19 protein-coding genes are annotated in these 18,568 nt (G+C 64.8%); 9 read left to right on the plus strand and 10 right to left on the minus strand.

The genetic code is table 11. The features are described from left to right. Window positions 1-112 precede the first annotated feature (112 nt). Entirely contained in the window at window positions 113-1,288 is a 1,176-nt protein-coding gene (locus tag ACQY4S_RS02765) for a phosphoserine transaminase (RefSeq protein ID WP_428483666.1), read from the minus strand. Window positions 1,289-1,380: 92 nt separating this feature from the next. Here ACQY4S_RS02765 and ACQY4S_RS02770 point away from each other — a divergent pair, with 92 nt between their 5' ends. Beyond that, window positions 1,381-1,902, plus strand: a complete 522-nt coding sequence (locus tag ACQY4S_RS02770) for a hypothetical protein (RefSeq protein WP_428483667.1) — start codon at window positions 1,381-1,383, stop codon at window positions 1,900-1,902. 32 nt (window positions 1,903-1,934) lie between these two features. Then, window positions 1,935-2,210, plus strand: coding sequence for a hypothetical protein (locus ACQY4S_RS02775; protein ID WP_428483668.1), 276 nt, complete (start codon window positions 1,935-1,937; stop codon window positions 2,208-2,210). A 350-nt stretch (window positions 2,211-2,560) separates the two neighbouring features. Here the strand turns inward: ACQY4S_RS02775 and ACQY4S_RS02780 are convergent, their stop codons facing one another. From ACQY4S_RS02780 to ACQY4S_RS02795, 4 genes are all read right to left on the minus strand, one after another. Further along, window positions 2,561-3,400 carry an aldo/keto reductase gene (locus tag ACQY4S_RS02780; RefSeq protein WP_428483727.1) on the minus strand — a complete coding sequence of 280 codons (840 nt, stop codon included), beginning with the start codon at window positions 3,398-3,400 and terminating at the stop codon, window positions 2,561-2,563. Beyond that, window positions 3,400-4,458 carry a dipeptidase gene (locus tag ACQY4S_RS02785; RefSeq protein WP_428483669.1) on the minus strand — a complete coding sequence of 353 codons (1,059 nt, stop codon included), beginning with the start codon at window positions 4,456-4,458 and terminating at the stop codon, window positions 3,400-3,402. The genes ACQY4S_RS02780 and ACQY4S_RS02785 overlap by 1 nt, the downstream gene beginning before the upstream one ends. A gap of 277 nt (window positions 4,459-4,735) precedes the next feature. Next, complete coding sequence (locus ACQY4S_RS02790) at window positions 4,736-7,342, minus strand: CaiB/BaiF CoA transferase family protein (RefSeq protein ID WP_428483670.1); 2,607 nt, start codon at window positions 7,340-7,342, stop codon at window positions 4,736-4,738. Window positions 7,343-7,368: 26 nt separating this feature from the next. After that, window positions 7,369-8,235, minus strand: coding sequence for an alpha/beta fold hydrolase (locus ACQY4S_RS02795; protein WP_428483671.1), 867 nt, complete (start codon window positions 8,233-8,235; stop codon window positions 7,369-7,371). A gap of 98 nt (window positions 8,236-8,333) precedes the next feature. Between ACQY4S_RS02795 and ACQY4S_RS02800 the strand changes: the two genes are divergently transcribed. The 4 genes from ACQY4S_RS02800 to ACQY4S_RS02815 all read left to right on the plus strand — a co-directional run bounded on the left by ACQY4S_RS02800 (window position 8,334) and on the right by ACQY4S_RS02815 (window position 10,414). Continuing rightward, window positions 8,334-8,921 carry a Uma2 family endonuclease gene (locus ACQY4S_RS02800; RefSeq protein WP_428483672.1) on the plus strand — a complete coding sequence of 196 codons (588 nt, stop codon included), beginning with the start codon at window positions 8,334-8,336 and terminating at the stop codon, window positions 8,919-8,921. After that, window positions 8,918-9,676: a metallophosphoesterase family protein gene (locus ACQY4S_RS02805; protein WP_428483673.1), complete on the plus strand. Its 759-nt coding sequence runs from the start codon at window positions 8,918-8,920 to the stop codon at window positions 9,674-9,676. The genes ACQY4S_RS02800 and ACQY4S_RS02805 overlap by 4 nt, the downstream gene beginning before the upstream one ends. A gap of 70 nt (window positions 9,677-9,746) precedes the next feature. Further along, on the plus strand, window positions 9,747-9,995 hold the full coding sequence (locus ACQY4S_RS02810) for a type II toxin-antitoxin system Phd/YefM family antitoxin (RefSeq protein WP_428483674.1): 249 nt from the start codon (window positions 9,747-9,749) through the stop codon (window positions 9,993-9,995). After that, complete coding sequence (locus tag ACQY4S_RS02815) at window positions 9,992-10,414, plus strand: type II toxin-antitoxin system VapC family toxin (RefSeq protein ID WP_428483675.1); 423 nt, start codon at window positions 9,992-9,994, stop codon at window positions 10,412-10,414. Before ACQY4S_RS02810 ends, ACQY4S_RS02815 begins: the two co-directional genes overlap by 4 nt. A 56-nt stretch (window positions 10,415-10,470) precedes the next feature. Here the strand turns inward: ACQY4S_RS02815 and ACQY4S_RS02820 are convergent, their stop codons facing one another. Genes ACQY4S_RS02820 through ACQY4S_RS02830 form a run of 3 tightly spaced genes read right to left on the minus strand, consistent with a single transcriptional unit; the run spans window position 10,471 to window position 12,999 of the window. Further along, complete coding sequence (locus ACQY4S_RS02820) at window positions 10,471-11,664, minus strand: acyl-CoA dehydrogenase family protein (RefSeq protein ID WP_428483676.1); 1,194 nt, start codon at window positions 11,662-11,664, stop codon at window positions 10,471-10,473. A 26-nt stretch (window positions 11,665-11,690) separates the two neighbouring features. Then, a complete protein-coding gene (locus ACQY4S_RS02825) occupies window positions 11,691-12,632 on the minus strand; it encodes an LLM class flavin-dependent oxidoreductase (protein WP_428483677.1) in 942 nt (313 codons plus the stop codon). 10 nt (window positions 12,633-12,642) lie between these two features. Further along, a complete protein-coding gene (locus ACQY4S_RS02830; RefSeq protein WP_428483678.1) occupies window positions 12,643-12,999 on the minus strand; it encodes a VOC family protein in 357 nt (118 codons plus the stop codon). Between ACQY4S_RS02830 and ACQY4S_RS02835 the strand changes: the two genes are divergently transcribed. Continuing rightward, a complete protein-coding gene (locus tag ACQY4S_RS02835) occupies window positions 12,979-14,007 on the plus strand; it encodes an alpha/beta hydrolase family protein (RefSeq protein WP_428483679.1) in 1,029 nt (342 codons plus the stop codon). The genes ACQY4S_RS02830 and ACQY4S_RS02835 overlap by 21 nt on opposite strands. Window positions 14,008-14,156: 149 nt before the next feature. Here ACQY4S_RS02835 and ACQY4S_RS02840 read toward each other — a convergent pair whose 3' ends face one another. Then, window positions 14,157-14,582 (minus strand): CHRD domain-containing protein, encoded by a 426-nt coding sequence (locus ACQY4S_RS02840; RefSeq protein ID WP_428483680.1) that lies wholly within the window; start codon window positions 14,580-14,582, stop codon window positions 14,157-14,159. Between the two features lie 302 nt (window positions 14,583-14,884). Between ACQY4S_RS02840 and ACQY4S_RS02845 the strand changes: the two genes are divergently transcribed. After that, window positions 14,885-16,228 (plus strand): MmgE/PrpD family protein, encoded by a 1,344-nt coding sequence (locus ACQY4S_RS02845; RefSeq protein WP_428483681.1) that lies wholly within the window; start codon window positions 14,885-14,887, stop codon window positions 16,226-16,228. Further along, window positions 16,225-17,241, plus strand: a complete 1,017-nt coding sequence (dctP, locus tag ACQY4S_RS02850) for a TRAP transporter substrate-binding protein DctP (RefSeq protein WP_428483682.1) — start codon at window positions 16,225-16,227, stop codon at window positions 17,239-17,241. Before ACQY4S_RS02845 ends, dctP begins: the two co-directional genes overlap by 4 nt. 294 nt (window positions 17,242-17,535) lie before the next feature. Here the strand turns inward: dctP and ACQY4S_RS02855 are convergent, their stop codons facing one another. Beyond that, window positions 17,536-18,543 carry an aldo/keto reductase gene (locus tag ACQY4S_RS02855; protein WP_428483683.1) on the minus strand — a complete coding sequence of 336 codons (1,008 nt, stop codon included), beginning with the start codon at window positions 18,541-18,543 and terminating at the stop codon, window positions 17,536-17,538. Between the last annotated feature and the right edge of the window lie 25 nt (window positions 18,544-18,568).

Here is an 18,568-nt window from a genome sequence, read left to right on the forward strand (position 1 = left end):
CGGCGGTCATGTTCCGCCGTTGCGTCATCGTAGGAGCGGTCGCCCGCAATCGCAGTCCTTGGGCAAACCGCACGCGCGACAGACACCGGGCAACCTGGGATTTATGAAATCGTTACTGAGCTGCCGCGAAGGATTCGGCGACCTGTGCGGCGGCCCAGTCGAGCCAGGGCAGCAGCGCGGCGATATCGGCGGTTTCCACCGTCGCACCACCCCAGATGCGCAATCCAGGCGGGGCATCGCGGTAGGCGCCGATGTCATAGGCTACCCCCTGCTTTTCCAGCAACGTGGCAAGCTGCTTCGCCGCCTTGGCCTGGCCATCCCCCGGCAACGCGGTGAACCACGCTGCGGTGATCTTCAGGCAGATCGAGGTGCAGGAGCGCGTCGGCGGGTCCTCGGCCAGGAAGCCGGCCCAGTCGCTGCGCGCGACCCAGGCGGCGACGGCAGCGAGATTGGCCTCCGACCGCGCGATCAGCGCCGGCAGGCCGCCGATGTGTTCGGCCCAGCGCAGACTATCCAGCGCGTCCTCCACGCACAGCATCGACGGGGTGTTGATCGTTTCACCCTTGAAGATGCCTTCGGCCAGCTTGCCTTTCGCTGTCAGCCGGAAGATCTTTGGCAGCGGCCAGGGCGGGGTATAGGTTTCCAGCCGTTCGACGGCGCGCGGGGACAGCGCCAACATGCCATGTGCGGCCTCCCCGCCCAGCACCTTCTGCCAGGACCAGGTGACCACATCCAGCCTGTGCCAGGGCAGCGCCATGGCGAAGGCGGCGGAGGTGGCGTCGCAGATCGTCAGTCCCTGGCGGTCGGCAGGAATCCAGTCCGCGTTCGGAACACGCACGCCGGAGGTGGTGCCGTTCCACGGAAAGACGATGTCGTGCGCGGGATCGACCGCGGCCATGTCGGGCAATTTCCCATACGGCGCGGACAGCACGCGGGAATCCTGCAACTTCAGGTGCTTGACGATGTCTATCGCCCAGCCCTCCCCAAAGCTTTCGAACGTCAGGATGTCGACGCCGCGCGCGCCGAGAAGCGACCACAACGCCATCTCGAAGGCGCCAGTATCGGAGGCCGGCACAATGCCAAGCCGCCAGTCGTCGGGAATGCCAAGGATGACGCGGGAGCGGGTGATGACCTCGGCGAGACGGGCTTTGGGTTCCGTTGCGCGGTGGCTGCGACCCAGCGTGGCGGCGGCGAGCACTTTAAGGGAGAAACCCGGCCGCTTGGCGCAAGGGCCGGAAGCGAAGCAGGGGTTACGCGGACGCAGGTCCGGTATCGCGGTATCTGACATGGCAGCTCTCCCTTTCAGAAGAGAAGCGTCCCGGTGGGGGGACGTGACCCGCCGCGGGAAGTAGGCGGACGAGACGCTGGCGTCAATACATTTTGCTGGGTAACAAGATTTTTAGATCGCTCCAGACGATGTTACTATCGGGCTTAAATCTGACTTGGTTTGATAAATTGCCGCAGATGCTGTGGCGCCTCAATAAGCTTGCCGCCAATAGAGCTTGGAAGCTCGATCTGACTTACACGTTGGCTGTAGCCGGGAATTTTGGTGGCAATCCAACTGAATGTAGATGCATAACGAAGCACCGGTGCATTCAACGCTTTATAGTGCGGCTGGCCGTTTATGAAAAGATTATTCAGGAGCCGTTGGCCTTATTGTGTGTTGGAGGAGCTATGCTATATCTTAGTGTTCAGATTTTTTCAGGAAGCACAGCATTGCTTTCTGCAGTATTTTGGTATTTGGCAGCCCGCGTGAACATTCCCCATCCGGTCGGCGACAGCTATGCCGGCAAAGGACCATTTGAATGCGCAATGAAACGGCAAACTAAGCTTAATGCAATTGCAGCCGGGTCAGCAGCCGTAACGGCGGCACTACAAGCTATCGAAGCCGTCGTAAAGTAGATCCTGAGATTATTTTACTATTTGGGGCGATTATGAAAATCGTGCAGACGTGGATATGGGGCGAGCCAGAAGGACGGCTCGATAGTTTATTTCTCAATGTTGAGCAAATAGCCACGATTGAGGTTTACAGTGAAGATCCGCTGTATGACAACCAGGAAATATTTGGCTGCATAACAGAGGAGCATGTTTTGGGGCTTACAGTATGGCTCATAACCATGAGCAATGGTCGAGAGATCAAAGTTCCTAATCCGTGGAGTTGGAGAACCACCATCTGGAAAACGTTAGGGATACCAGAGGCGGTTTTTTAAGCCCTGGTTGGCGCTAACTTTCGTGTCTTTGGCGCGAGGCGCTCGGTTGTCGCAGTTGCGACTGTCGATGGGGCGAATGCTGGGTTCTATGGGTTCATGGCGTCGATACAATTTCCTAAACATGATAATTTGATCGCTGACGGTGAACTTCTCCCTGTTCTGGCAGCCGATCACGCGGAGCAGCCATTGTCGTTGAATTAGGATCGCTTGTTCCTGATCATCCGATCAAGCAGGAAATTATCAAATATGCGCCCCGGCGTAGTATGATGAAAAACGTTGCTAGTATGAGCAGGGGATTCAAACTCCTTCTTATTCCGATATTTTATCGCTCCGCTGCTAGTAGCCGAATCCTACAGCAAATCCAGCGCCTGCTTGCGCCCCGGCGGCTGGTGCGCCGCGTCGATCTCCGCCAGATCGGCCGGTGTCAGTTCAAGCGTCGCGGCCGCCGCATTCTCCCGCACATGCGCGACATCCGCCGCCTTTGGAATCGAAATCACCATTGGATGCCGCAACCCCCAGGCAATGGCGACCTGCGCCGGCGTCACACGATGCCGCCGCGCCACCGCCCGCAACGCCGGCGAGCCAAGCAGGCGGCGGACGTGATGGCCAAGCGGCGAGTAGGCCATGATCGGAATGCCGTGCGAGGCGCACCAGGGCAGCAGATCGAATTCGATGCCGCGGCTGTCCGGGTGGTACAGCACCTGATCCGCCGCACAGGCCTGGCCTCCCGCTACTTCAAGCAACTCCGTCATGTCCGCGGTATCCAGGTTCGAGACACCCCAGTAGCGGATCTTTCCCGCCGCCCTCAGTGCCTCGAACGCCGCGACAGTCTCGGCCAGCGGATGTCCGCCCTGCCAATGCAGCAGATAGAGGTCGATCCGGTCGGTCTTCAGCCGCTTTAGGCTGCGCTCGCACGCGGCCGGCACGCCGGAGCGGGACGCATTGGACGGCAACACCTTGCTGACGATGAACAGCTTGTCGCGTTGTCCGGCGCTGGCCTCGGCGACGACCGTCTCGGCGCCGCCGTTGGCGTACATCTCGGCGGTGTCGATCAAGCTCATGCCCAGGTCGATGCCCAGGCGCAAGGCATCCGCTTCCCGCCTGATCTCGCCGCGATTCTCGCCCATGTTCCAGGTGCCCTGGCCCAGGGCCGGGACGGTCTCGCCACCAGGCAGTGCGACCGTGCGCATCACGCCGCCAGACGCTCCGCCACCCGCATGACGCGGAGGAAATTGCCGGCCCAAAGCTTCTCCAGCGCACCTCGGTCATAGCCGCGCCTTGCCAGTTCGATCGTGATGTTGGGGTTCTCGCCGGCATCGTGCCAGTCGCTGAACCCGCCGCCGCCATCGAAGTCGGAGGAAATGCCCACGTGGTCGATGCCGATCCGCTTCACCGCATGATCGATATGGTCGGCGAAATCGGCGACCGTCACCTCGTCCGGCTTGGCGTTGGCTTTCAGGAAGGCGGACACCGCGGTGATCTGCACCACCCCCTTGACGTCGCGGATCACGTCAAGCTGCCAGTCCGTCATGTTGCGGGAGTGATCGCACAGCGCGCTGACGCAGGAATGCGTCGAGACGATGGGGGAGCGTGAGGCTTCCGCCGCCTGCACCATAGTGTCCCGCGATGTATGCGCCACATCCACCAGCATGCCGGCCCGGTTCAGCGCCGCCACCGCCGCCCGGCCGAGGGTGGACAGTCCGCCATGCTCGCTGGCGCGGTCGCCCAGGTCGCGCCGCGGATTACAGGAATCCGCCAGCGCGTTATGACCATTATGCGTCAAGGTCATGTAGATCGCGCCGCGCGCCCGGAACTGCGCGATGCGCGACAGGTCGGCGCCGACGGCGAATCCGTTTTCCACGCAGGGGACGATGGCGAGCACGCCGTCCCGCTTCGCCGCCTCGATCGCATCGGCGGTGGAAGCGGTCCGCACCCGGATCGCCGACGCCGTGTACTGCATGCGGCTGATCTGGTCGAGCATGGCGAGTGCCCTGCCGTACGCCGCGTCCTCGGTCGCCGGGGTGCGGGTCATTTGCGGCACGTAGGCGACGAAACAGGCAGCCGACAGGCCGCCGCGGATCATCTTCGGCAGGTCGACCCGCCTGGTGCCATCATGAAATGGGTCCGGGCCTGTCGGCCAGGGAATATCGATATGGGTATCAAGGGTGACGATCGCACGATGGATGGAGATCGCGTCGAGGCGGGATGCGTCGGGGCGAAGCGCGTCGGGCTGAATGGCGTCGTTCATCGCCCTAGGCTTACAGATAATGGCGTAATGCGGAAGAGGCTGGTCCAAACAAGATCTGATCGAGAACGATGGATCATCGGCGGCGGTCACGGTTTGCTGATGAATAAACCCGTCGTTTATCCCGGTGTGCCATGCTCTTGACGTCATGGCGGGCGCAGGGCCGCCATCCACGGCTTGCAGCGATGGTCTCGAAAAATATTTGGGTGGCGGACCCGCGCCCACGATGCGGCGATGGCGGCGATCGTGCCTGACTTGCGGCACCGATTTGTCCACGAACTTAGATGACCCCCTCCTCCGCCAGGCGTTCGACATCGGCATGCGTCATTCCCAACAGCTCGGTCAGCAGCCAGGCATTGTCCTCACCATATCCGGGGGCGCCGCGGTTGATCGGGCCGCCGATATAGGCCGGGGTGCGGGAGAACTTCATCGGCAGTTCATAGACCGGCCAGGTGCCGATCTTGCTGCCGGTGACCTCGGTCAGCCATTTCAAGTGGCGGAGTTGCGGGTCGTTGTCGCAACGGTCCTCGGCGGTCTGGCAGACACCGGCGGGAACACTGGCGTTTTGCAGCGCGATCATGATGTCCTCCGCCGTGCGGGTGACGGTCCAGGCTTCGACCGCGGCCTCCAACGCGTCCTGGTGCGCCAGCCGGTCGGCCAGGCTGGCGAAACGGCGATCCTCCAGCCAGTCGGGCCGGCCGGCGACCTGGGCCAGCGCAAGCCATTCCGTCTCGGTAAAACAGGCGATGGCAATCCAACGGTCGTTGCCCTTGCAACGAAAGGCACCGTGCGGGGCAGCTTGCTTGTAGGGCGAGCGGTTGCCATAGCGTTTCCATTCGCGCCCATTGGCGGACCAGTCCAGGATTGATGTCCCGGTCAGGAACAGCCCGGATTCGCACTGCGATGCATCGATCCACTGCCCCTCCCCGGTGCGGTCGCGGTGGTACAGCGCGCCCAGCAGGGCCAGCGCGTAGCCATAGGCGCCCATCCAGTCGAGGTAGGAATAGCCCCAGCCTACCGGCATGGCAGGCTCCGGCAGGCCGGACATGTCGCCCTGTCCGCCAAACGCCGCCGCCACCGGACCAACCGTGCGCATCCGGCCATAGGTGCCATGCACGCCCATGCCGGCCTGCTGGATGTAGATGATGTCGGGTCGGATCTTCCGCATCACATCGTAACCCAGGCCGAGGCGCTGCAGCACGCCGGGCGAGAACCCTTCGGCCACGATATCGCAGAGGCGCACCAGGTCCTTGGCGATCGCAAGGCCCTTCGGATGGCGGATGTTCAGCGAAATGCCGCGCTTGCCGGCGTTCTTGTTGTTGAACTGGCCGCCCATGTCGGGGTCCTTCACCCCCGGCAGCGGGCCGGTCGCGGCCTGCCGCGCGGCGCGCCCGCCCACCGGCGCCATGGCGGCCAGGCGGGTGTCGGGATTGTCCTTCCACTCGACCTTGTAGCTTTCCGCCCCCATCGCGGACAGGAACCGCGTGCCGCCGGCGGAGGCCAGGAACCAGGCGAAGTCGAGGATCTTGACGCCCTGCAGCGGAAACGGCTTGTCGTGCAGGGCGGACCGAACGGCGTCCGTGCCGGCTTTCGCCTGGGCCGGAACCAGGGGCGCCCTTGGCGGCTCCGCCAGCACGGCATCGGTATCCTCGCCCAGCAGCGGCGCTCGCCGGCCGACCTGCCAGCTTGTCTTCGTGGCCAGCCACTTGCTGGTGGGATAGCGGAACGACCGCCCATGTTCGGGATGCGGGATGTCGGCGAAGGACCGGCGCTGCAGCCAGTGCTCGTCCACCGCGTTTTCATGCGGTTTCCGCAGCGGCGCCCAGAGCAGGCCGGCTTCCTGCGCCTCCAGCCACGGCATGTCCTGGTAGGTCCAGGCGCGGGCAAAGCGTTGCACCACGTCGATCATGTGGGCTCGCGCCGCGTCGCTGGCGGTCGACCCGGGCACCGCCCGCGCCTTCAGGTCGGCATCCGGCGGCGGCGGTTGCAGGTCGGCCTGCATGCCATATTGGCTCAGCAATGGCACCAGCGCCTTGAGGTCGCGCGCACCCATCCCATGCGAGATAAACCACCTTCCATCCTTCGTATGCATGATGTTCGGCGAATGGTTCGGTGTCTCCAGCGCGTGCCGGCAGGTCAGCCGCCACAGCGGCACGCGGCGCATCACCCAGTGCATGATGTCGAGTTCAGGGTTTTTCGCCACCGCCTCATGCACCGCGACCGAAACATCCTGGCCTTGTCCGGTGCGATGCCGGGCGATCAAGGCGGCGATGATGCCAGTGGCGAGCTGCTCGCCGGCGATATGGTAGGCGTGCCAGACCTGTGGCGCGATCGGCGGGGTATCGTAGTGCAAGTTCGGATCGGGATCATATCCGCAGTTCATCATCACCCCGCCCAGCGCCAGGTGGATCAGGTCGGACGCCTTGAAGTCCGCCCATGGCCCGTCATCGCCGAACGGCGTCATGCGTGCCGTGATCAGCCTTGGGAACCGCGCATTCAATGCTGCCCGGTCAAAGCCAAGCGCGGCATTCAGCGCGCCGCACGACGAGTCCAGCAGAACGTCGGCGCTATCCAGCAGGCGAAGCAGTTCAGCCGACCGGGACTGGATGTCCAGGACGACGGACTTCTTGTTGCGATTGTAGTTCCAGAAGAACAGCGACCGTTCCGCACTCGGTTCGTCGTTGAGGAACGGGCCGATCCGGCGGGTGGCATTGCCCTCCGGCGGCTCGATCTTGATCACGTCGCTGCCGAGGCCCGCCAGCAGCAGGCCGGTGTATTCGGCGCGTTCGTCGGCAATCTCGATCACGCGCAGGCCGGCCAGCATGCCTGGGCCGGCATTGCCCATCATCTCACCGGGGCCGGTGGCGATCTCCGCTGGGTTCGTCATTGATTGTATCCTCCCGAAAAATCCTGTCAGGGTCTTGTGCGGGCCAGCATCTCCAGCAGGATCGCGTTCACCATGTCGGCGGACTCGTACGCCGCCCAGTGGCCGGTGTTGGGGAGCAGCCGGACATCGGCCTCGGGCCGATGCGCGCGCAAGGTGGCGACCCGTTCCGGCCCCTTCGGGTTGGCCGGCGCATCAAACTCGCCCCACATCCCATTCAGCGGCGACCGCAGGCGGTCGATCGCCCGCATGATGGCACCGCTGCGAGAGATCGCCGGCGTGCGCAGCCGCGAACGGATGGTGTTCCAGTCCTGGATGGCGATCGCCAGGTCATCGATCCTGGCTGGATCGGCAATCATCAGGCGGCCGAGGTTGACGCGGTGGGTGTCGCGCCGCTGCTGCCCCTCCAGACGGCGCACCTTTTCCAGCTTCACCGCCGATCCCGGCGCGCCGACACCGGAGGAGCCGATGATGGTGACCGAGCGCACCCGCTTGCCGCGCGCTGCGCCGACGCAAGCGGCCATGGTGCTACCAAACGAAAACCCGACGACGTCATACGCCGTGTCCGTCCCGACGATCGCATCGATGCCGTCGGCGACGATCGCCGCGATGGGATCGGCGTCCTCGCCATTGGGTGGATCGTCGGATTCGCCCAGGCCAGGAAGGTCGGGGACCAGCACGCGATAGGTCGGAAGCAGCGCCGGGATCGTGCGGATCCAGTGCCGCCATGATCCGGCGCCGCCATGGAACAGCGCCACCACCGGCGCGGTGCCGCCGGAGCGGTCCCACAGGTGCCAGACCATCCGGCCATTGCCACACGGGGTTTCGTGGCGGATAGCCTGGTTTTGGATGCGGTCCAGGATGGTCTGCGGGGTTTCGCTAGGCTGGTCGTTCATCCGGGGCTTGTCCTTTGCTTCAGGTGCCAGATTATAGGGATCGGCTGGCCGGCGCCAAATTCGGCGGCAAAGCGGGAGCGTCGTGGTAGGATGAGGGAATGAGTTCAGCGGAGCGCCAACGCAGGACGGTCGAGGCGTTCCTGGCCTGGGAGGAACAGCAGCCGACGCGTTACGAATTTGACGGCGTCCAGCCGGTCGCCATGACCGGTGGTACGGCAGATCATTCGCGCGTCCAGCTCAACCTGCTTTCGGCACTGAAGGCGGGCCTCCGTGGATCGTCCTGCGAACCGTTTGGAAGCGAATTGAAAATTTTGGCGGCTGGTACTGTCCGGTATCCTGATGCCTTCGTTGTCTGCTCTCCTGTTTTGGGTAAAGCGACGTACGTGACCAATCCTGTCGTGGTGTTCGAGATGATCAGTCCCAGCACATCGGGAACCGACCGGATCATCAAGAACCAGGAGTATCGCGACACGTCATCAATCCAACGCTACGTGATCCTGGAGCAGGATCGTCAGGCAGCCATGGTTTTCGCCCGTGATCACGATGACTGGACCGGGCACCTGATTGCCGGCGACGCGGAACTGCACATGCCGGAGATCAATATCAGCCTGCCGCTGCCCGAACTCTATGTCGGTGTTGAACTGACGGTTGATCCGCCCGCAGACATCTCAGGCGGATTTGGGTGACGATCGTCTTCATCGGCGACATCCACCAGCAATGGGACAAGGTTGAACGCGGGCTGTCGCAACTGGCGGAGCCGCCGAAAGCCGCCGTGATCCTGGGCGATGTACAGTGCGAGCAGCCGCTGGACGTGCTGGCGGCGCCATTGCTGCGCCGTGGCATCGCCGTCCACTGGATTTTCGGCAATCACGACAACGACGGCGGCCCGGGCATGTGGGCCAACCTGACCGCCGTCGCACACAACCCGATCACGGCGGGCCGGTCGCTGCATGCGCGCATCGAAATCGTGCAAGGCGTGCGCATCGCCGGGCTAGGCGGGACGTTCCGGCCGCGCATCTGGGAGCCGCCTGCCCCGCCGCGCTTGCACGCCCGCACGGACCTGCCGGACGACGTGCGTCAGATGGGGCGTGGCTGGCGACCTGAACACATCGACGCGCTGATCCATTCGCTCGCCACAACCGCGATCTGGCCAGAGGATTACGACAATCTCGCCGGTCAACGGGCGGATATCCTGGTGACGCATGAGGCGCCGTCCAGCCACCCCGCCGGCAATGCCGCGCTGGATGCGCTGGCCCGTGCGATGGGCGCGCGCCTGATCGTGCACGGGCATCACCATGTGAACTACCTGGCCACGGCCGAGGATGGGCTTCAGGCACTGGGCGTGGCGGCGGCCTGGGGCGTGACAGCGGCAGGCAATGTGCTGTGGGAGGGTGAGGCACCGCGGCACCTGACGGCCTCCCCCGCAGGATGGAGACGATGAATCCATGCGGCTTTCAGAGCAGTAAAACTGCTGTTGGTAAATAGCTATCAAATAGCTATAATATCTCGCTATGAGCCAGCATAGTGTCGCCGAAGCCAAGAACCGCCTGTCCGATCTTATTGAACGGACATTGGCCGGGGAAGCCGTTGTCATCACCCGTCACGGCCACCCGGTTGTCGAGTTGAAGGCATTGCGGCCAGCCGCACGGCCTGTCACGCCCGATGACCTGGAATGGTTGGCAGCGCATCGCGTTCAGATAACGTCAGCAACGAACGCCGGAACAGTCCTCAGCCGGATCCGCGACGAAGAAGAGCGGTGAAGCTCTATCTTGATGCTAGCGTCATTGTGGCGCTGGTGACAACCGACCTGTTTACCCCGCGCGCGGTTGCGTACCTTGGCGCGATGGCTCCAATCCTGCTGATCAGCGATTTCGTGGCGGCCGAATTCGCTTCGGTCATCGTCCGCCGCGTTAGGACGCGTGAAACCAGCCGCCAAGTCGCGCGGGTGGTGTTCGCGGCGCTCGATGCCTGGGTGCTCCGGACAGCCGAACGAGTCGAAACGACCACCGCGGATGTGGTGCTTGCAGAGGCCGCGCTGCGCCGGCTGGATCTGCCGTTGCGCACCGCTGACGCATTGAATATCACGATCGCGCGGCGGGTTGCGGACGCCTTGATGACGTTCGACGACAAGATGGCCGCATCCGCGAAAGCACTCGGGGTCGAGGTCGTGGCGGCATAGGACTTCACGGTCTTCTGGCGGTTATCGACTGCGGCTGCCCGATGCGGAGCGGGCGATTACTTCAACGGCGGCATCACCGCCGTCGGATCAAGCCCCAGCTCGTGAATGCCCATGTTCCACAAACAGAAATCCGACGGCGGCGGCTGGATTTCGGCGATCGCGCCGTCACGGAACAACTGCTCCAGCCGCGAACCCTTGAAGATCCCATGCGCCCCACCCAGGATCAGAGCAGTTCGGGTAATGCTGCTGACCGCCTCGCCCACCACGAATTTGGCCCGGTACAACGCCGTGGTCGTTTCCGCGGTGGGACCCCGCGTATCGCTCAACCATGCGGCATGATACGTCACCAACCGAGCCGCCTCCAACTCGGCGCTCATCCGCGCCACATGGCGGCGCACATCGGGGTGATATGCCAGGGGCTGAGCATAACCGGCCGGCTGGCGCTCGGTGACCACGCGCCGCACCGCGTCATACGCCGCCGCCGCCACGCCCAGGTAGACGGACGTATAGGACCCCCAGAACCAGTTCAGGTTGTTTAGCCGGAACGGCCGGATGTCGTCGGTGCGCAACATCACCGCGCTGTCCGGCACCCAGCAGTCCTTCAGCACCAGCGAGTCGCTGCGGGTCGCCCGCATCCCCAGCGTATCCCAGTTGGCAATGACGCCGCGACCCTCGGCGCCGCGCGGCACCAGCAGCAGGATCGCCGCCGTCGGGCTGCACGCGTCCTCGGGATAGGCCATGACCAGCACATGATCCGCTGCATCCAGCATGGAGGCGAACATCTTCCGCCCGGCGATGCTGTAGCCGCCATCGACCAGGCGGGCGCGCACGCCGAGTGGTCGCTCGCCCATCAGCGATGTCGTGCCGGGCTCGGAGAAGTTGCCGCCGATCAGCCGGCCCTGCCCCACCACCAGATCGGCCAGCCGTCGCTTGGCGTCGGCGGTCACCTCGGCGCTGTCCATCAGCGGCATCACCACCGAGGCATGCATGTTGAACGCCAGCGCGGTGGCGGGACAGCCCTGCGCCAGCGCCTCATAGGCCAGGCTATGGCTCAGCAGCCGGCAACCGCCGCCGCCGCAGGCTTTCGGCATGTTCAGCGCCAGAAAGCCTTCCCGACGCAGGCGTTCATAGTTCTCAATCGGGTGTGAGGCGTCGCGATCGTGGTCGGCGCTACGCCGGGCGAAGTCGGCCGCCAGGACTTGGCAGCGCTGTCGCAGCTCTTTCTGCTCGTCGGTCAGACTGAAATCCACGCGCCGCCCTCCTCGCCGGCGGCAACTTACCCCGGTCGCTGCGTCTGTATAGACGGATACCCGACAACCTCCGCCAGGGCCGCAAGCTGCTCCACGTGGCGGCAGACCGGGTTCAGCAGCAGGTGGTTGGCGCCCATGCCGATGATCTCCTCCAACCGCGCGCGGACCTGCTCCGGCGTGCCGTGGATGCCGGAGGTGTCGATATCGTCCGGGCTGTGATAGACCTCGGTGTACCAGCGGAGCAGGTCGGCGCGCGCGGCGGCGGGATTTTCGTCCACCGCGATGAAGATGCGCTTCGAGATCGGAAAGTCCTCCGGATCGCGGCCGGCTTGCGCCAGCGCCGCCTTCAGCAGCGGCACGGCGTGACGGAAGTCCTCGGTGCTGGAGCCGCCGGCGCCCATCCAGCCGTCGGCGATGCTGGCCGAACGGCGGATGGCCTCGGGGTGGCCGCCCCCCATCCAGATCGGCACCGGTTGCTGCACCGGCCGCATGCCGAGCGCGGCGTTGTCCAGCGTGAAGAAGCGGCCATGATGTGTGACCGGTGCCGCTCTCCATAAACCCCGGATCAGGTCGATTGCCTCGCGGAACCGAGCGACACGCCCTGCCTCCGGCACCTGAAATTCCTGCAAATGTCGCGGCCGCCCCAGCCCGACGCCCATGATCGCGCGCCCGTTGCTGACCTGGTCCAGCGACGCCCACTGGTGCGCCACCATGCGCGGATCGTGCACCGGCAGCACCAGGACAGAGGCCCCCAGGCGGATCGTGCGGGTCACCGCGGCGGCGTAGGTCAGGATCACCACAGGGTCGAAGCAGGTGACGTGATCCAGCGTGTTCTCCGTCACCCACAGGTCGCGGAACCCATAAGCCTCGGCCCGCTGTGCCACGGCGCGCACCGCGTCCATGTCGATGCCGTCGGGCGAGCGGTGCGGCAGCGACATGCCGAACGGGATGCGGTCCTTCAACGCCATGACCGGCATCCTATGCTTTCTCGATGATTTCCATCTGCGCCCCGTCCGGCGCCGCGACGAAGGCCACCCGGTTGCCGTTGCTGCCAGTGAGTTCCTCCAGCACCGCGACGCCGTTGTCCCGCAGCTTCGCCAGCGTCGCCGGATAATCGTCGGTGACCACCGCCATGTGCTCGATACCGTAATGCTGCTCGTGGTGCTGTTCGGCGATGATGCCGGTGACGTTGAGCTGCACCCCGTGCAGGTCGAGCTGCCAGCCGCGGCCAGGCATCTCGGCTTTCGTCGTCGCGCCGAAGTTGTCGGTGTAGTATTGCACCGTCTTTGCCACGTCGCGGGTCTTCAGATGCACATGCTGGACGGTCAGCGCCATGGTCGTGTCCCTTTCAATCGGCTGCTGGCGGCAATGGTGATCGGTTTCGGGACGTGCTGGCAAGCCGCCGCCCGTTCCCCGCATGTGGAAAATGTGGGATTCTCGATCGTTCAGGCCGACGTTTCATCGGAAAAGCCCGCGAAGATCGGCATCTGGTACCCAACGAAGGCGCCTGCGGCGAAGCATGGCATTGGGCTGTTCATCCAGACGGTTGCGCCTGACGCGTCGGTGGACGGACGGAGGCACCCGTTGATCGTGATATCCCATGGCAATGCCGGCACGCTGGAGGGACATTACGATACGGCACTCGCATTGGCGCACGCCGGCTTCATCGTCGCGGCGGTGCGGCATCCGGGGGACAACGCCCAAGATCAGAGCAGAGCGACCCATCTGGAGGACAGGCCGCGGACAATCCATCAGGTGATCGACTACATGCTGACCGCCTGGTCAGGCCACGCGGCGATTGACCCAGCACGGATCGGGATGTTCGGGTTTTCCGCCGGTGGGTTGACCACGCTGATTTCAGTCGGCGGCGTGCCTGACCTGACGAGGGTCGCGCCCTACTGCGCGGACCATGCCGCGACCTTCATCTGCACGCTGTTGAAGACCCATCCACGTGAATCCGGTGCCACGATCCCGCTGACCGCATGGGTTGCCGACCGGCGCATCAAGGCCGCGGTGGTTGCCGCACCGGCGCTCGGGTTTGTCTTCTCCCGCAATGGCTTGGCGAAGGTGCGGGTGCCGATCCAGCTTTGGCGGGCGCAGGATGACCAGGTCCTCCCGTCGCCGGACTATGCAGAGCCGGTGCGGGACAGGCTGCCGGTCAAGCCGGAGTATCACGTCGTCTCCAGTGCCGACCATCTCGACTTTCTAGCGCCTTGTTCAGAGGCCTTGGCACATGTGGAACCGGTGATCTGCCAGGAGCATGATGGCTTCAACCGTGCCGCGTTCCACCGTGACTTCAATCGCTCCGTAATACTGTTCTTTCAGCGCACGCTCGGCCGGTAAGACGTCATGCGCCAAGCAGGGTCCCGAGCGTCCGACTGATTCATTACAGATAACGGTTGCGTTATCAGTCAGCCGCCTGAAAGCAGCCTGACATTCCGCCCTCGGTGGCGGCCATGAAGACCGCCGCCACCATCATCTCCTTCATTGCTTTATTTCATCTCCATCAACTGGCCCCGAATCGCTCCGCTGGGGTTGTTCTTGGTATGGACATTCACATACCACATGCCGGATGTAAGCTGCCGCTGCTGCTCCGCGGTCAGTGTTTTCGTGCCATGGATCGGGCTGGTTGGATTGGTGCCCAGCGGCACCAGCACGCCGGCGTTCTTGCCGGGTTCGGCTGGGCCATGGAAGTGTGCCGCCGCGACCGCGCTGGTAAAGCCCGAGAAGGTCACGTCATAGGTGAGTTCGTGCGTGGCCGTATCCAGCGTCGCGTTCGCCTCGCCCGAGCCGGTGGACTTGGTGGGCGGCACTTCGGATGTGGCAGCCAAAGTGGCGTGGAATTTTTCGGTCGCCGCGGAGGCCGAACCCGCGCAGGCGATGGCGATGCTGGCGAACACCAATGAACGACGAAGCATGGAACGTCTCTCTTTGTTTCGTATGCCGAGCCTGACCGCCCGACAGGACCACCGGATTTTTCCGATGCCGGGGTTGATAGTCGATCAAACGGATCAAATGCAAACAGCCGGGTAGGTTGCCACCGGTTGAAGCAATCCAACGGCTTGCGCGGCAGCCCTCGGCCGCCATGCTCAGACTAGCGATTGACGCGCCGGCCGATCCCGGGAATATCAGCCGGAACAACGATATCCCGCAATGCGGGTAGACAGCGGCTTGGCAAACCCCCGCGCCGCTGCCTGAGCCAGACCTGGAGGACCGCCCAATGACCCTGACAAGATCCCTCGGTCGCTTCGTCGCCGAGCTGTCGCCGAATCGAGTGCCGGAGGAAGCCGCCCGCATCGCTCGCATGGGGTTCATCGATACCATTGGCACGATGATTGCCGGCCGCCACGAAGACAGCGTGCGCATCCTGACCGAGACGCTCGCGCCCGCCGGCGGCCCGGCCACCTTGACGTTCGGCGATCGCCACGCCCCCGCGCCGGAGGCCGCCTGGATCAACGCCACCGCCGCGCACGCCCTGGACTATGACGATGTCGCCCTGCGCGGCCACCCCAGCACCGTTCTGGTCCCTGCCATCCTCGCCGAAGCGGAACACCTCGGGTCGTCCGGCGCCGACATGATCACCGCCTATGTCGCCGGCTACGAGACCTGGGCGGAGCTGTTCCGCCGCGATACCGGCCTGCTGCACCAGAAGGGCTGGCACCCGACCGGGCTGTACGGCGCGGTGGGCGCCGCTGCCGCCTGCGCCAGGCTGCGCAAGCTGGATGCCGAGAAAGCGGCGATCGCGATTGCCCTCGGTGCTTCCCAATCGGCCGGACTGATGGCGAATTTCGGCACCATGACCAAGCCGTTCCATGCCGGCCGCGCGGCTCATGCCGGCATCATGGCGGCTCGGCTGGCCGACGCCGGCTTCACCGCCAGCACCGACGCGCTGGAACATCCGCAGGGGTTCCTGCACGCGATCTCCCCCACCGGCACCGAGGACCGGGTCAGCGAAAGCCGCGCCGGCACCGACTGGGCGATCCTGTCGCAGGGGCTGGGCATCAAGAAGTACCCCACCTGCTATTGCACGCATCGCGCCATCGACTGCATGCTGGACCTGGTGGCGAGCAGCCCGATCGCGACTGGCGAGGTCGAGACGATCACTGTCAGCATCAGCGACTATTTCTCGACCGTCCTGCGCAACCACCAGCCGGATACCGGCCTGGCGGCGAAGTTCAGCATCGAGTTCTGCATGGCCAGCGGCATTGTCGCCAGGCGCGTCGGCCTGCACGAACTGACCGACGACTTCGTCCGGCGTCCCGACATCCAGGCGCTGATGCGCCGCGTGGAGATTGTCACTACCACGGAGCACGATCCGGACCTGCCAGGCGCCGCGGCGCGGGATCAGGTCGCGATCAATCTGAAGGACGGCCGCACAGTTGCGGGCGAACCAGTCGCCCGCGCCACCGGCCACCCGTCCCGGCCGCTGACCGACCAGCAACTGCATGACAAGTTTGCCGACTGCCTGCAGGCCGGTCGGTCTCCGATCCCGGCGGACATGCTGTTCCACCGCCTCGCCTCACTGCAATCCATGACCGCCCGCGACCTCACCGCTCGAGCGTGACCCGCCTCGTTCGACGGACCGTGCTTGGGTCGGCCCTGGCGGCGCCGTTTATCCGCACCGCCCGCGCCGACCCGATCGAGATGCGCGTGTCGGTGGACACCACCCCCAGCCACGGGCGCACGCAGTCGATCGCCGACTTCGTGAAGAAGCTGGAAGCCGCGACACGGGGCCAGATCGTCCCGCGCCTGTTCGACAGCGGGCAGCTTTTCGCCGACCGCGACGTGATCAAGGCGCTGGTGCTGGGTCAGGTCGAGATGGCCGCGCCGGGAACCTGGCTGGTCTCGGCCTACGTGCCGGACGCTGATCTGGCGCAGCTTCCAGTGTTCTATGGTCAGCCCGTTGATGTCATCCACCGGGCGATCGACGGCATTCCCGGCGATCTGGTGAACCAGCAGATCACCAGCAAGCTGCGGGTCGCCATCCCCGGCCGCTGGATCGACCTGGGCTACACCAACTGGTACAGCACGCGCCGGCCGCTGACCTCGCTGAACGACCTGAAAGGTCTGAAGATCCGCAACGGCGGCGGCTTCGCCCAGGCATGGCGCGCGCGGTTCTTCGGCGGCATCCCCAACCTGACGGCCTGGCCGGACGTGCCGCTGGCGCTGTCGCAGGGCACGTTTGACGCGTTGCAGAGCACCGACGAAAGCTGCGCCAGCGCCAAGCTGTGGGACGCCGGCCTGCACTTCGGGCTGATCGACCACCAGTTCATGGGCGATTACATTCCGATGATCAGCGGCACCTTCTGGTCCCGCCTGACCCCGGCGCTGAGGATCCTGATGACCGACCTGTGGGCCGCCAATGTCGGCGCCTATCGCGACAACCTCGCGGCGGCGCAGGACAAGGCCGAAGCCACGTTGAAGGCCCGCAACGTCCGGCTGACCTATCTGGCGCCCGAGGAACTGGCCGAACAGCGCAACCGGATGATGGCGGACCAGGAAAAGGTCGCGCACGAGATGAAGATTTCCCCCGACATCCTGGCCCGCGTCATGGAGGCTGCCACCGCGTCGAACTAATGGTTGGTCATATTCGGAAACCAGCGGCGTTCGCCGCCTCCAGCAAGTCGCCACTCTCATTTCCCACCCGAGCCCGTTCGGCCGCCATTCGGATCGTGTGCCCTGTCAGGAGAGGCGCCAGGGTGCGAGGCACGGTCTTGTCGAACAGCATCAGGGCCACGACCTGCCGCGGCTTGATAAAGCGCCAGGACCGTCCGCCCAGGACCGTCCGCCCAGGACCGTCCGCATCGCATGATCGATTGATCGCAGGGCGCTCTTCACGCCCGAAGCGAGAGTTATGCCGAAGCCAACAAGCTATCCCCGCGGCATCCGCCCCTCGATCGGATAAGCCGGATCATTATACCCCGGCGTCGATGGATGCCCGGGGGAAACCAGCCCGTCGATCAGCGCCTCATCCGCCGCATCCAGCCGATACGACATCGCACCAACGTAATCCTCCCACTGCGCTTCGGTCCGCGGACCGCCGATGGCCGCCGTGACGAAACGGTTGTTCAGCACCCAGGCCATGGCGAATTGGCCTGGCGAAACCCCGCGTGTTCGCGCATGATCGGCGATCCGACGGGCGATCCGCAGGCTGTCCGGCCGCCATTCCGATTCCAGCATCCGCCGGTCCTGCCGCCCCGCCCTGGTGTCCGCCGCCGGCGGCGCGTCGGGTTGATACTTGCCGGTCAGCACACCGCGCGCCAGCGGGCTGTATGGCACCACGCCGAGGCCAAGATAGCCGCAGGCTGGCAGGTGCTCGGTCTCGACCTCCCGGTTCAGCGCATTGTACAGCGGCTGGCTCGCCACCGGCCGATCGATGCCGGCCTGGTCGCACAACCGGCAGATTTCGGCGATCCGCCAGCTTCGGTAGTTCGAAACGCCGAAACCGCGGATCTTGCCGGCGCGGATCAGGTCGGCCAGCACATGCACGGTTTCCGCAAGCGGCGTTGAATGATCCTCCTTGTGCAGGTACAGCACGTCGATCGTGTCCACCGCCAGCCGCCGCAGGCTGGCCTCCACCGCGTGCTGCACGTGGCGCCGCGACAGGCCGCGCGCGTTCGGCCCCTGCCCCGTCGGGTTGGCGCATTTCGTCGCCAGCACCCACCACGACCGGTGCTCGCTGATCGCTCGCCCGACCGCTGCCTCCGACCGGCCGCCGCTGTAGGCGTCCGCCGTGTCGATGAAGTTCACCCCCTGATCGCGCGCCCGCGCGACAATCCGCTCCGCCGTCGGATCATCCGTCGCACCGCCGAACATCATCGTTCCCAGACACAGCGGCGAGACCTTCAATCCGCTCGCACCCAACGACCTGTATTCCATCGCCCCGCTCCCGTTGCCTCCGCCG

This window comes from Rhodopila sp. (genome assembly GCF_965276935.1).
GTDB lineage: Bacteria > Pseudomonadota > Alphaproteobacteria > Acetobacterales > Acetobacteraceae > Rhodopila.